Consider the following 13,281-nt stretch of genomic DNA (forward strand, 5'->3'; position numbering starts at 1 on the left):
GTTTGGGCATTTCTCTTGCCCTTTATGTAAGAGGCCAAAAGGGACTTTTCAGCCCGATTGGCAAGCAGAAATTTGCGTTTCCGCAAGTTTTGACACGGGGCAAGCCGCCTCGCCCGCCGACCTGCGCCGGTTGGCGATCTTGGCGAAAGCCGCAATCGCCCTGTCGATATCTTCTTCCGTCGTCGAAAAGCCGAGCGAGATGCGCAGCGCTCCGAGCTTGGCGTCGCGGCCCATCGCCGTCAGCACATGGCTTTCGCCAAGCCGACCCGATGAGCAGGCCGAGCCTGCGGAAAGTGCAACGCCTTCGAGATCGAAGGCGATCTGTCCGGTCTCGGCCTTCAGCCCCGGCAGGGTGAAGAAGATCGTATTGGCGACACGCTCGCCACCCTCGCCGTGGATCATCACGTCGGCTGCGGCCTGACGCATGCCGGCTTCTAGCCGCTCGCGCAACGCGCCGATCGCCGCGTTGCGCGCCTCGAGTTCGTCGACCGCCGCTTCTGCTGCCGCGCCGAAGCCGATCAGCGCCAGCGAATTCTGTGTCCCTGAGCGGTGACCCCGCTCCTGTCCGCCGCCCTGGATCAGCGGCCTGGGCATCAGCGCCTCGCCGCGCGCAATGAGCGCGCCGGCACCCTTCGGCCCGCCGATCTTATGCGAGGAAACGATTATGAAATCGGCACCGATCTTTTCGATATCGAGCGCGATGCGGGCCGCCGCCTGCACGGCGTCGACCACGAAGAGCCCGCCGTGGGCGTGGACGATCTTTGCCGCTGCCTCGACAGGCTGCACGATTCCCGTCTCGTTGTTGACGAGCATGATAGCGACCATCGGCAGACCCGCAGCCTTGTCATGCGCTTCGAGCAGGTGGCCGAGCGCATCGAGAGCGACGATGCCGGCTTCCGTCACCGGGATCTCCGTCATACTCTCTCTGGCGAAGCGCCCGCCTTCGCGCACAGCCGGATGCTCGATCGCCGAAAAATAGAGATGGCCAAGCCGAAGCGGCGTGCGGCCCATGCGGAAATCCGACGTCAGCACCAGATTGGCGGCCTCGGTCGCGCCGCTGGTAAAGACCACATTGCCGGCATCGGTGCCGGCAAGTGCTGCCACCTTGCGCCGTGCGCCTTCGATGGCGGCGCGAGCGGCCCGGCCCTCGCCGTGAACGGAATTTGGATTGCCGAAAATGTCGATGGCGCGCATGATCGCCGCGCGTGCTGCGGGGTGCAGCGGCGCTGTGGCGTTCCAGTCGAGATAAAGGCGTGGCGGCGCCATGATCTTCAGTCCTGCGCTTGACGAGCTTGCTTCAGCATCCGCGGTTCATTTTTCTTGAAATTTCCGCCGGGCTTGCCTTATGACACATTCCACGATGCGTGGATCGCCATGCAAGTTTCGAATTGTTCTAAACTGCGTTTTAGAAAAGCTGACAACACTAGTCAAGTCATGTTGTCGTCCGACGCAGCGCGAACGCGAAATAAAACCCGGAGTACCAATGCCCGAAGTTATTTTCAACGGCCCAGCCGGCCGTCTTGAAGGCCGCTACCAGCCCTCCAAGGAAAAAAGCGCGCCCATCGCCCTGATTCTGCATCCGCATCCGCAGTTCGGCGGCACGATGAATAATCAGATCGTCTACCAGCTCTTCTACATGTTCCAGAAGCGCGGGTTCACGACGTTGCGCTTCAATTTCCGGGGCATCGGCCGCAGCCAGGGCGAATTCGACCACGGCGCCGGCGAACTCTCGGATGCTGCCTCGGCGCTCGACTGGGTCCAGAGCCTGCACCCTGATTCGAAGACCTGTTGGGTCGCCGGTTATTCCTTCGGTTCCTGGATCGGCATGCAGCTCTTGATGCGCCGGCCGGAGATCGAAGGCTTTATGTCGATCGCCCCGCAGCCGAACACTTACGACTTTTCCTTCCTGGCGCCCTGCCCCTCCTCCGGCCTGATCATCAACGGCGAGGCCGACAAGGTAGCGCCGGAAAAGGACGTCAATGGCCTTGTGGAGAAGCTGAAGACCCAGAAGGGCATTCTGATTACCCACCGCACCGTTTCCAACGCCAACCACTTCTTCAACGGCCAGGTGGAAACGCTGATGGGCGAATGCGAGGACTACCTCGACCGCCGCCTGAACGGCGAGTTGGTGCCAGAGCCGGCCGCCAAGCGGATCCGCTGACCTCATAGCGCCGAAACCATCCCGCTCGGCACGATCCAGGTCGCTTGGGTCGATTGTGCCGGAACAGATCACCTACCGTGTTGCAATCTATATTGCAGTGCGGTAGGTTCCTCGCGATCCTAACTAAAGCGAGGTCCGCAATGACCAAGTCGTTCGGGGAAGTCCTGGATAAGTATAGGGGTATCGGTCCGGGGTTCGACTTTCTTCGAATTGGGCTCGCCTTTTCTATCGTATTGACCCATTCCTTTTTGCTGACAAGGAATGATGCCTTCATCAGGGGCTCGGTACTCTGGTTTACCGAATATGCTCTTGTTCCGATGTTTTTCGCGTTGAGCGGATTTCTGATCGCCGGCAGTGCCCAACGCCTGAGCCTGCGGAACTTCCTGATCAATCGCGGCTTGCGAATCGTCCCCGCACTGGCCGTCGATATCGTCGTTTGTTCGCTGATCATCGGGCCGATCATCACGGTCGTCTATCATGCCGACTATTTTACCGATCCGCGATTTTTCAAATACTTCCTGAATATCGTCGGCTGGATCCATTACGAGCTGCCGGGTGTCTTCCAGGACAATCCCAGCCAGCGTGTCAACGGCGCGCTCTGGACGGTTCCCTGGGAAATCTTCTGCTACATCATCATGTCGTTCCTGATGATCACCGCCATCGTGAAGACCCGCTATAAGCTGCTCGCCGTGACGGCCGCCTATATCGTCCTCGGCCTGATCGTGCAGAAAATGCCCTATCTGTTCCCGGGCTCGATCAAGCCGATCGCGCGCTTTCTGTTCATGAGCCGGGGCTCGCAGCTGATAACGGCATTCATGATGGGCATCGTCGCCTTTCAGTTCAAAGCCGTCATTCCGTATTCCCGCTGGCTATTTGCTGCCGCCTGCCTGGTTTGCGTCGTCGCCATTGTTACCCTCGACAGCCAGGCAGTGGAGTCGGTGATCAACCGGCCGATCGTCATCACCTCGCTGGTTTACATCACAGTCTTCATCGGCCTGTCGGAAGTTCCGATTCCCGCCTTCTTCAGGAAAGGCGACTATTCCTACGGGGTCTATCTCTACCACGATCCGTTCTTGCAGATCTGGATCAGCTCTTTCCCCACGGTCTTTCTCTATCCGAAATATGGTGCACTGGCGCTCTATCTCGTCGGCCTGCCCTCGGCCCTCGCCGTCGCGGTCCTGTCCTGGCATTTCATCGAGAAGCCGATCCTTGGCCTTCGCAAGAAATTCTCATTCATCGCCCAGGTCAGAGGCGTCGAGGATGGCAATCAGGCTGGGCGCGGATCCAATGTCCGGCCAGTCGCCGTAAAGAGTTAGGGCTTTGCCGGCCGCATGGTCGGGACTGAGGAAACCGGGCCGCGTCTTCAGCATCACCCTCTCGCTCATGGCCTTGCGAGCATCCCGCCGCTGACGGGGGCGGTAACGCCCGTCGTGCCAGGAAATGTCAGCGGCAGCCCGTCCAGCGAGCGGACGGCGAGATAGCCCCAGGCCTCGGCCTCCATAGCGTCGCCATCGAAGCCGGCCTGCTCGGCGGTCAACACATGCGATCCCAGTGCTTCGGCCATGGCCGAAAACTCCGCCATCACTGTGGCGTTTAGCCGCCCGCCGCCGCAGACGATATAGATCGACGGGCTCTCCGGTAGGAAACCGGCAGATTTGACGATCGCGGCGGCAGCGACATGCGCGAGCGTCCGGGCGCCGTCTTCGAGACTCGCTTCGCCATCCCGAAGCGGCGCGAAATCGCCGCGATCGAGCGAGCGGCGGACATTGCCGCGGAAGAACGGGTTATCAAGGTAACGCTCCGCCAGGGCGGCCACGACCTTGCCGCGTCCGGCGATCTCGCCGCCGGGATCGTAAGTTTTGCCGGTCTGCATCTCCACCCACTGGTCGATCAGCGTATTGCCCGGGCCGCTGTCGAAGGCCGATATCCGCCCGTCCGTGCCGATGAAGGTCAGGTTGGAAATACCGCCGATATTGACGAAACAGACAGCCTGCCCGGCCTGCTGGAATTTTCCGGCCAGTGCCGCATGATAGGCCGGCACCAGCGGCGCGCCCTGGCCACCATGAACCATATCGTTGGCACGCATGTCATAGACCACCGGTATGCCGGTTTGGCGCGCCAATTCTTGGCCGTCGCCGATCTGGACCGTCAGCCCCTCGTCGGGCCGGTGAAGCACGGTCTGGCCATGGAAGCCGAGGACATCGACGGCATCGGCAGCAAGCCCGAAACGCTCCAGGAATGCCGCAACGGCAATTGCATGCCGTTGGGTCAACTCAAGCTCGATGTCGCGAAGTTCAGCGGAGCGGCCGTTCCTGTCGGTCAGCGGTCGCGCCAGTTCGAGCGCCCGTTTCAGCTGCCCGCGGAAATCGGCCTCATAGGGCACGCCCAGGAACGGCCCGCGGTCGATGAAGCCGCGGCCGTCGGTCCTGATCAGCGCCACGTCGATTCCATCCATCGACGTGCCGCTCATCAGGCCGATCGCGGTTCTGATGACATCCATGAGGCTTGCCTCCCATGCGATTCCCGGATGCACTTTTATAAAAACAGTGCTAAACGCGCCGCGACAGATCAACAACAACGAACTTGCGTGAAGCCATATGGGTCAAGCGCAGACACCAAGAGACGAAAGCCATGTCCGAGTTCAAGTCCGATTTCCTCCGCACGCTGAAAGAGCGCGGCTTCATTCATCAGGTTTCCGATGAACGTGGCCTCGACGATATGTTCGCCAAGGAAACCGTGACGGCCTATATCGGCTACGACCCGACGGCATCCAGCCTCCATGTCGGCCATCTCACCCAGATCATGATGCTGCACTGGCTGCAGGCAACCGGCCACCGCCCGATTTCTCTGATGGGCGGCGGCACCGGCATGGTCGGCGACCCCTCCTTCAAGGAGGAAGCCCGCCAGCTGATGACGATCGAAACGATCGAGCAGAATATCGCCTCGATCAAGAACTGCTTCTCGAACTATCTCGACTACGACAAACCCGGCAATGCCGCGCTGATGATCAACAATGCCGAATGGCTGCGCTCGTTGAACTACCTCGAGTTCCTGCGCGATGTCGGCCGTCATTTCTCCGTCAACCGCATGCTGTCCTTCGACAGCGTGAAGACGCGCCTTGACCGCGAACAGTCGCTGTCCTTCCTGGAATTCAACTACATGATCCTCCAGGCCTACGACTTCGTCGAGCTTGCCAAGCGCTACGACTGCCGTCTGCAGATGGGCGGTTCTGATCAGTGGGGCAATATCGTCAACGGCATCGATCTCGGTCACCGCATGGGGACACAGCAGCTCTACGCACTGACATCGCCGCTGCTGACGACGTCATCAGGCGCCAAGATGGGCAAGTCGGCATCCGGCGCGGTCTGGCTGAATGCCGACCTGCGCCCCGTCTATGACTTCTGGCAATATTGGCGCAACACCGAGGATGCCGACGTGCCGCGCTTCCTCAAGCTCTTCACCACGCTGCCGATGGATGAAATCGCAAGGCTTTCGGCGATCGGCGGTTCGGAGCTGAACGAGGTCAAGAAGATTCTGGCGACCGAAGTTACCGCCATCCTGCACGGCCGTCCGGCCGCCGAGCAGGCTGCGGAAACGGCGCGCAAGACCTTCGAAGAAGGCGGGCTGTCGGAAAACCTGCCGTCCGTCGATATCCCTGCGACCGAACTCGACGGCGGCATCGGCCTGCTGTCCCTGATGGTCCGCGCTGGCCTTGCCGGCTCGAACGGCGAAGCGCGCCGACACGTCCAGGGCGGCGCGGTGCGCATCAACGACGAGGCGATCAGCGACGAACGCCGTCTGATCGGCAGCAACGAAATCACCGCCGACGGCGTCATCAAGCTCTCGCTCGGTAAAAAGAAGCACATTTTGATCCGCCGCGCCGCCTAAGCGGATCCAGTTTCGAATGGATATCTAAAGCGTGCCGCGATCTTTCAGATTCGCTTGTCACGCTTTATGTCTTTGTTTTTTCGCATGTCATTATCGCAAAACCGCTGCACACTTTTGCGAGACATGCTTTAAGGCGGCGTCCGCGCCGGCTTTTCTTTGTCCAACTCCTGAATAGGCGGGTAACCCTCACTCAGCGCCTGGCCGAGAAATCGCGTCCATTCGTTCAGCCTCCTGGAAGACATAGGGAGGCGGATTGGCGTCTGGCGCGCGCGTCACGCGTGACCACCAGCTGATCGAGAAGGTCGGCGGCGTCACCGTCGCGTCGAGAGGAACCGTCAGCACATGGGCGGAACGAATGAGCTCGGTTGGCCTCAGCCTGTCGCTCTTTTCTGCAGAATGCGAAACCTCTCCAGCTGCGGCGGCGATCACCGCGACCGATACGAAAGAGACTGTCCGAGCGCACTGCATGGCATCCTCCGACATCGCGCCGACCATTATTTGCTAGCCGGAAGCTGCATTACATCAGAATTACCTAAAATAGGCAAAGCATCATTGCCCGACTGGACAGTATAGGTCGGAATCAGCGGATAAGCCGTGCGACAAAGACCGCTTTATCGGAACCTTTTCCGCCCGCCGGGATTTGCGACCAGATTGGATTGGAGCTCCGGCATGATCAACGACCTCTGGTATAAGAACGCCGTCATCTACTGCCTCTCGGTCGAGACCTTCATGGATGCGAACGGTGACGGCGTCGGTGATTTTCAGGGGCTGATGCGGCGCCTCGACTATCTCTCCGGCCTTGGCGTGACGGCGATCTGGCTGATGCCATTCCAGACGTCGCCCGGCCGCGACGACGGCTATGATGTTTCCGACTATTACAATGTCGACCCGCGCTATGGTTCGCTCGGCGATTTCGTCGAATTCACCCATGGCGCCAAGCAGCGCGGTATCCGCGTGCTGATCGATCTGGTGATCAATCACACCTCCAAGGACCATCCCTGGTTTCAAGACGCCAGGAGCGACCCGCACTCACGCTATCGCGACTGGTACGTCTGGTCAGACAAAAAACCTGCGAATGCCGATCAGGGAATGGTCTTCCCCGGCGTCCAGAAGACCACCTGGACCCATGACGAAAAAGCCAGGGCCTATTATTTTCACCGCTTCTACGACCACCAGCCCGATCTCAACACCTCCAATCCCGAGGTGCAGACGGAGATCCTCAAGATCATGGGCTTCTGGATCCAGCTCGGCGTCTCCGGCTTCCGGATGGATGCCGCCCCCTTCATAATCGAGACGAAAGGCGCAGACGTTTCCAAGCCCGTCGAGCAGTTCGACATGCTGAGGAAGTTTCGCGAATTCCTGCAATGGCGACTGGGCGATTCCATCATTCTCGCCGAGGCCAACATCCTGCCGAAAGACAATTTCGAATATTTCGGCGATGACGGCGACCGCATGCAGATGATGTTCAATTTCCAGGTCAATCAGGCGCTGTTTTATGCTCTCGCCAGCGCCGATACGCGGCCGCTGAAGAAGGCGATGGAGACGACGAAACCGCGCCCGGCCACCGCCCAATGGGGTCTGTTTCTGCGCAATCACGACGAACTGGATCTCGGTCGGCTGTCGGAAAAGCAGCGCGGCGCGGTCTTTGCCGCCTTCGGACCCGAAAAGGACATGCAGCTTTATGACAGGGGCATTCGTCGTCGCCTGGCGCCGATGCTCGGCGGCGACCGCCGCAGGATCGAGATGGCATACAGCCTGCTGTTTTCGCTGCCCGGAACGCCTGTCATCCGCTACGGCGACGAGATCGGCATGGGCGACGATCTGGCCTTGCCGGAGCGCAATTGTGCCCGCACGCCGATGCAGTGGTCGACGGAACCGGAAGGCGGTTTCACCAAGAGTGGAAAGCCTGTCTCGCCGGTTATCAAGGACGGCCCCTACGGGTTCCAGCATGTCAACGTCGCCGAACAGCGGCGCGATCCCAATTCGCTGCTGAACTGGACCGAACGGATGATCCGGATGCGCAAGGAAGCCCCGGAGATCGGATGGGGCGATTTCTCCGTGGTCGACACGGGTGACGACGGCGTGCTGGCGCTTCGCTACGACTGGCGCGGCAATTCCGTGTTGATCCTGCACAATCTGCATGCGCAACCGGCAGAAGTAACCTTCGATCCCGATGTCGGTGAAGACGGACGACAGCTGATCGACATTGCCGATGGCGCGAGCAGTGAAGCAGACGATAAAGGCTTTCACACCGTCAGGCTCGATGCCTACGGCTACCGCTGGTATCGCGTCGGCGGCCTCGACTATCTCCTCAGGCGCAAGGAGATTTAGGTCTCGGCCCTGCCTATTGGAATTCGAAGATCTGCCGGAATACACCCGGCGCAATGATCGACAGCGGATTGATCTGCAGGTTCGGCTGGTCGAATTTGCCGGTGAGTTTGAAGGTGATGCCGATCAGGCCGCGATCGCTGCCGTTGCCGAGGATGACGCCGATCAGCGGCAATTCGGCAAACAGCCGGTTGAGGCCGTAGGCCGGCATGAAGGTGCCGGTCATGTCCATGTTGCCCTTGCGATCGCGCACAATGCCTTGGAAGGTTGCGCCGATCTGGTCGCCGCGCAGCACGCCGTTCTCGATGCCGACCATGCCATTGCGCGAAACGACGCGGGCAAAGCCGCGCTGGAAGCGTTGCGAAGAGGTATCGATGTCACGCTTGACGGCTTCGTTGAGGCTGCGCTGCTCATTTCCAACCGGCGTCGAGACGATCGAGCGCAGCCGTTGTTCGTTGACGATCGAGAAACGGCGCACGTCGAGCGAGCCGTCCCAGCCGCCCTCTGCCGAAAGCCGGATCGCCAGATTGAGCAGGCCGCCCTGCATGTGCTGGTAGAGATCGGCGAAACGCCACACCGCGCCGGCATCGCCGCTGGTGATGTTGATGACGCCGCCATCCTTCATCTGGCTGACCACGGCTTCGCCGCTGTCGGTCACGGCCGAAAAGTTCAGCGCCTGCAGCTTGTCACCGCGCAGTGACACCTGCGCCTGGAAATTGCCGATCTTCTCGTCGTTGAACCCGATGACATTTTTCAGCCTGGCGCGCACCGATACGCCGGTGTCGCCGCCATCCCCGTCATCATCGCCATCGCCCGAGCCCGATTTCAATCGTGCGATGACAGGCCGCGCATCGGCGCTGTCGCCGGAGACCGAGACGTCGAAATTGCCCTTGCTGCGTTTCACCGACAGGGCAAAATCGTCAAGCGAGGAGAGTTTGACGCTGTCGAAATCGGCCGAGATCAGCCCGCCTTTGCCAATGTTCATCGAACCGTTGGCGCCGAAACCGTCGCCTTTCAGCCGGAAATTCTTGATCTGGGTATTGTCGGCCGGGCCGAATGTTTCGAATTCGGCCGTCGCGGCAATACCGCTGCCCTTCGACCAGCCGATCCATGGCAGGTCGAGTTGCGACTTGGTCAGGTCGAGCTGCACATCCTGCCGGTCGTCGTCGATCCGCGTCAGCACCATCTTGACGCTGCCGCCGATGATGCCGGAAAGGCCGGGTATCAGCTTGTTGCGCTGCTCCTCGGAAAGCGTCGCGGTGATCACCCGCGTCCGCTTCGCGCCATCGGAGGCCTCGACCGGTTCGGCAAGATCGATATCGGCCGGGACGCCGTCGATCTGGGCCTTGGCATCCAGCGTGATCTGTTTCGGATTGCCGTTCAGCGTCCCGTCGAGATTGCTGATCGTGCGGCCGGAGAACGGCTTGGCAAGATCGATATCGGTGAGCTTCATCGCCGCCGTCCATTCGGCCGGCGGCGGATTCTGCGAGGAGAGCAAGCCGAAATGCGCCTTCACATTCGCCTCGATCCGCCCCTTGAGATCGTCGGGCGCAAAGCCGGCGCGCTGCAGCACCCGGATCGGCCTGTAGGTCAGAAGCTCGCCGACGGCATCCGCTGTCCCGGAGATCGCAAGATCGATATCGGCCATCAGCGGCTTGTCGTACGTGGCGGGTAGGGTGAACGTCCCCTGCCCGAGACCGACGGACCGGCCGGAGGGGAAAAACGACGTGCCGCTCTTGATCGCGATCGTCGCAACCGGACCGGTCAGGTCGAAATGGGCCGCCATATCGCGAACCGGCGGAATGTCGCCGGCGATGTTCATCCGCGCATCCGCGATGTCGAAGCCGATGCGGATCTGGTTGGCGTCGAGCTTCAGTCCCTTGCCGCCGGCTGCCTCGTCCAGCCTGCCGAAGGGAATGAAGACCGAGATGGAGGCGTTGGCTACGCTGCCGCCGAAGAGGTTGCCGTGCACCCAGGTGCGCACCTTGGGCGCCATCCAGAACGGCCAGAGCTGCTTGATCGCCGTCGTCTGCAGCTGTGCCGACTGGCCGGCAAAGCTGATCTCCGGCGATTTGCTCCCGAGCTTGACGTGCAGTGCCCCGTATAGCGCGCCGAGCGGACTGGAGACGGTCATGTTGGGAAATAGAAATTCCCGCCCGGCGACCAGGTAGCGCCCGGTCGCCTGGATATCGAAGGAGAGCGGCTGCTCGCCGGAGCCGCCGGGTGCTGCCGAGCCGCCGCTGACCAGAAGATCGATGCCGAAGCCCTTGCCGGCCTGCGGGTCGAGCTTGTCGAGATCGATCAGCGCGCCGTTGATCGGAACCGTGGTCGCGCCGAAGCGGGCGTTCGACCGGGCGATTTCGAGCGTCTGCTTGGCGAAATCATAAACGAGGTTGATCTGCCCGCCCGACAGTTCCTGCGGATCGCCGTCGGCATAGATCTGGCCGGGATCGATGTCGACGGTCGCCGCAAGTGCCGGCTGCACGCCATCGCGTTCCCTGGTGGCCGATACCGTCAAATCGGCAAAGGCACTGAGCCCCTGTCGGATCACGCCCTGATCGTTGCGTTTCAGCGCAAAGGGCGTGAGGTCGGCATGCTTGAGCGTCGCCACCACCTTCGACACGTGGCCGGCTTCCTTTTCGGCCAGCACCTCGAGCTCGGCCACCTCGCCGTTCAGCGCCACTTCGCCGGTCAACTGCAGTGAGGATGGGCCGGCATGGGCAAAGACAAGATCGTCGACGACCAGCGACAGCGGGCCGTTGGCGGTGTCGGCAAGCTTGATGTCGATGCCGGAGATGCGCACGGAGCTGGTCGAGCCGCGCGTGACGACACTGTCGAACATGTCGAACTGCGAGAAGATCTTCTCCATCGCTGCCGGCATGGCGTCGATGCGAAAATCGTCGAGCGTCAGAGGATTGCCGGAGGGCAACAGAGCGGTATCGAGCGCGATATCGTCGGCTTCGATGTCGGTGACGGCGATGCGGCCGCGGAAAAGCTGCAGCGGATCGAGCCCCAGCCGCACCGAGCCCGTCGTCGACAGGTGCTGGCCGCTCTGCTCGTCGATCATGTTGACGTTGCGCGCTTCCAGCGCCAGCCGGAAATCCGAGGTGAAACGGATGACGGTGGAGCCGACCTCGGCGCGGTAGCGCGGTCCGGCCACGCCGTTCAACGCCGCCTGCGCCTGCTGCGACAGCGGCTTGTCGAACATGCCGCTCTCGACGGTGAAGACAATTCCGGCGAGGATAAGCAGAATCACCCCCAGAAATCCGGCCGTCAGCTTCGCCGTGCGCCGCATAGGAGAACGCGGCGGCGGGCAAGAGACGATGATCGGATCCTCGGCCTGGGCGGACGGCAAGCGGTCCAGCGCAACGATATCCTTCTTGCGAAACGTGACCTTTTCGCCGCGGATGGCTGACATGCGCCTTCGGGCTCTCCCTTTAAGTGAAGAATTGAACCCGGCATGCTGGACGGGTTTCCGTCCACTATATAATTCGGGGAGAGAAAGTGTCATCCACAAACCCGGCAAAAGAAAGGTTTTCCCAATGGCGGTTCCCGGCATCGGCGCCACGGCTCCTGATTTCAACCTTCCCCGCGACGGCGGCGGCCGCATCTCGCTGGCCGAATTCCAGGGTCGGCCGCTCGTCCTGTTCTTCTATCCCAAGGACGATACAACAGGCTGCACCGCCGAGTCATTGGCCTTCACCGCGTTGGCAAGCGAGTTCGAAGCCGCGGGTGCAGCCGTAATCGGCATGTCGCCCGATTCGGCCGCCTGCCATGACAAGTTCGTCAGGAAGCACCGTCTTTCGGTAGCGCTCGCCTCGGACGAGGAGAAGACGACGCTGCAGGCCTACGGTGTCTGGAAGGAAAAGAGCATGTACGGCCGTAACTTCATGGGCGTCGAGCGCACCACCTTCCTGATCCGCCAGGACGGCACGATCGCCACGATCTGGCAGAAGGTGAAGGTGCAGGGCCACGCCGAAACCGTGCTTGAGGCCGTGCGGAATCTGGCTGCGTGACCGGCGACCTCGCGATGACCTCGCTGCGCGGCGGCGCCATCGATGCCATCTGCTCCGCTGATCTCGACCGCAAGACGGCGCTTGCGCAGGAAAGCGCCACCCGCTGGTTCGCCCGCCGGGTGTCGCTGCGCTCGCCGCTCGATGCGGCCATGCCGGAGAGGCCCGGTCGTCCCGACCGGCCGTTGCTGACGCCGCCGACCCAGGTGGAAAAGCGCTCACTGCATACGCTGAAAGGCCGGATCGCTCTGCTCCATGCCATCGCCCATATCGAGCTCAATGCTGTCGATCTGGCGCTAGATATCGTTGCGCGATTCGCCACCGAACAGGTGCCGAATTCCTTTTTCGACGGCTGGATGCAGGTTGCCTTCGAGGAGGCCAAGCATTTTCGCTTGGTGCGCGCCCGTCTCAACGATCTCGGCGCCGATTACGGCGATCTCCCCGCCCATGACGGGCTCTGGCAGGCGGCCCATTCGACGCGCAACGACCTGACGGCAAGGCTCGCCGTCGTGCCGCTGATTCTCGAAGCCCGCGGCCTCGACGTCACGCCGTCGCTGCAGGCGAAAATGCGCCAGACCGGCGACCTCGAAAGTGCCGCGGTTCTCGACGTCATCTACAACGACGAGAAAGGTCATGTCGCGGTCGGCGCCAAATGGTTCCGCTTCCTCTGCGCCCGGGAGAAGCGCGATCCGGCAAAGGCCTTTCGGGATCTGGTGCGCGCCAATTTCCGCGGGCCGCTGAAACCGCCCTTCAACGATCTCGCGCGCGCCGAGGCCGGGCTGACGCCGTCCTTCTACCGCTCGCTGGCATCGATCAGCCATGCCTGAAATCGCTGGTATTTTCTACACGGACAGCGACAAAGAAAGCATTCGTTAACCATAAACGTGTCTA

Annotated in this window: 10 protein-coding genes; 6 read left to right on the forward strand and 4 right to left on the reverse strand. The window is 61.4% G+C overall.

Going from position 1 to position 13,281, the window contains the following annotated elements:
* Positions 1-48 precede the first annotated feature (48 nt).
* A complete protein-coding gene (locus K6N12_RS21845; RefSeq protein WP_097628629.1) occupies positions 49-1,266 on the reverse strand; it encodes a cysteine desulfurase family protein in 1,218 nt (405 codons plus the stop codon).
* A gap of 217 nt (positions 1,267-1,483) precedes the next feature.
* On the opposite strand from K6N12_RS21845, the gene K6N12_RS21850 reads away from it, so the two are divergent.
* Both K6N12_RS21850 and K6N12_RS21855 read left to right on the forward strand, forming a co-directional pair.
* Positions 1,484-2,161, forward strand: a complete 678-nt coding sequence (locus K6N12_RS21850; RefSeq protein WP_003568896.1) for an alpha/beta hydrolase — start codon at positions 1,484-1,486, stop codon at positions 2,159-2,161.
* A 140-nt stretch (positions 2,162-2,301) separates the two neighbouring features.
* Positions 2,302-3,477 carry an acyltransferase family protein gene (locus K6N12_RS21855; RefSeq protein WP_097628628.1) on the forward strand — a complete coding sequence of 392 codons (1,176 nt, stop codon included), beginning with the start codon at positions 2,302-2,304 and terminating at the stop codon, positions 3,475-3,477.
* Positions 3,478-3,542: 65 nt separating this feature from the next.
* Here K6N12_RS21855 and K6N12_RS21860 read toward each other — a convergent pair whose 3' ends face one another.
* Complete coding sequence (locus K6N12_RS21860; RefSeq protein WP_097628627.1) at positions 3,543-4,661, reverse strand: anhydro-N-acetylmuramic acid kinase; 1,119 nt, start codon at positions 4,659-4,661, stop codon at positions 3,543-3,545.
* A 131-nt stretch (positions 4,662-4,792) separates the two neighbouring features.
* Between K6N12_RS21860 and tyrS the strand changes: the two genes are divergently transcribed.
* A complete protein-coding gene (gene tyrS / locus K6N12_RS21865) occupies positions 4,793-6,049 on the forward strand; it encodes a tyrosine--tRNA ligase (RefSeq protein ID WP_097628626.1) in 1,257 nt (418 codons plus the stop codon).
* A 186-nt stretch (positions 6,050-6,235) separates the two neighbouring features.
* Here tyrS and K6N12_RS21870 read toward each other — a convergent pair whose 3' ends face one another.
* The gene (locus K6N12_RS21870; RefSeq protein ID WP_097628654.1) at positions 6,236-6,517 is read right to left on the reverse strand and encodes a hypothetical protein; all 282 of its coding nucleotides are present in this window, start codon (positions 6,515-6,517) and stop codon (positions 6,236-6,238) included.
* A gap of 201 nt (positions 6,518-6,718) precedes the next feature.
* On the opposite strand from K6N12_RS21870, the gene K6N12_RS21875 reads away from it, so the two are divergent.
* Positions 6,719-8,380 (forward strand): alpha-amylase family protein, encoded by a 1,662-nt coding sequence (locus K6N12_RS21875; RefSeq protein WP_097628625.1) that lies wholly within the window; start codon positions 6,719-6,721, stop codon positions 8,378-8,380.
* 13 nt (positions 8,381-8,393) lie between these two features.
* Here the strand turns inward: K6N12_RS21875 and K6N12_RS21880 are convergent, their stop codons facing one another.
* A complete protein-coding gene (locus K6N12_RS21880) occupies positions 8,394-11,795 on the reverse strand; it encodes a YhdP family protein (protein ID WP_222148971.1) in 3,402 nt (1,133 codons plus the stop codon).
* Between the two features lie 124 nt (positions 11,796-11,919).
* On the opposite strand from K6N12_RS21880, the gene K6N12_RS21885 reads away from it, so the two are divergent.
* Together K6N12_RS21885 and K6N12_RS21890 are read left to right on the forward strand one after the other, a co-directional pair.
* Positions 11,920-12,393: a peroxiredoxin gene (locus tag K6N12_RS21885; RefSeq protein ID WP_003586264.1), complete on the forward strand. Its 474-nt coding sequence runs from the start codon at positions 11,920-11,922 to the stop codon at positions 12,391-12,393.
* Complete coding sequence (locus tag K6N12_RS21890; RefSeq protein ID WP_097628623.1) at positions 12,390-13,217, forward strand: ferritin-like domain-containing protein; 828 nt, start codon at positions 12,390-12,392, stop codon at positions 13,215-13,217. Before K6N12_RS21885 ends, K6N12_RS21890 begins: the two co-directional genes overlap by 4 nt.
* Positions 13,218-13,281: the final 64 nt, after the last annotated feature.

Origin of the sequence: Rhizobium redzepovicii, from assembly GCF_019793435.1 — a bacterium.
Taxonomy (GTDB): Bacteria; Pseudomonadota; Alphaproteobacteria; order Rhizobiales; family Rhizobiaceae; genus Rhizobium; species Rhizobium redzepovicii.

What these genes read in the sequence shown, in the direction of transcription:
- K6N12_RS21860 (WP_097628627.1), bottom strand. Translation starts at nt 4,661, where the DNA reads ATGGATGTCATCAGAACCGCGATCGGCCTGATGAGCGGCACGTCGATG.
- K6N12_RS21875 (WP_097628625.1), top strand. Translation starts at nt 6,719, where the DNA reads ATGATCAACGACCTCTGGTATAAGAACGCCGTCATCTACTGCCTCTCG.
- K6N12_RS21885 (WP_003586264.1), top strand. Translation starts at nt 11,920, where the DNA reads ATGGCGGTTCCCGGCATCGGCGCCACGGCTCCTGATTTCAACCTTCCC.
- K6N12_RS21880 (WP_222148971.1), bottom strand. Translation starts at nt 11,795, where the DNA reads ATGTCAGCCATCCGCGGCGAAAAGGTCACGTTTCGCAAGAAGGATATC.
- K6N12_RS21845 (WP_097628629.1), bottom strand. Translation starts at nt 1,266, where the DNA reads ATGGCGCCGCCACGCCTTTATCTCGACTGGAACGCCACAGCGCCGCTG.
- K6N12_RS21850 (WP_003568896.1), top strand. Translation starts at nt 1,484, where the DNA reads ATGCCCGAAGTTATTTTCAACGGCCCAGCCGGCCGTCTTGAAGGCCGC.
- K6N12_RS21870 (WP_097628654.1), bottom strand. Translation starts at nt 6,517, where the DNA reads ATGCAGTGCGCTCGGACAGTCTCTTTCGTATCGGTCGCGGTGATCGCC.
- tyrS (WP_097628626.1), top strand. Translation starts at nt 4,793, where the DNA reads ATGTCCGAGTTCAAGTCCGATTTCCTCCGCACGCTGAAAGAGCGCGGC.
- K6N12_RS21855 (WP_097628628.1), top strand. Translation starts at nt 2,302, where the DNA reads ATGACCAAGTCGTTCGGGGAAGTCCTGGATAAGTATAGGGGTATCGGT.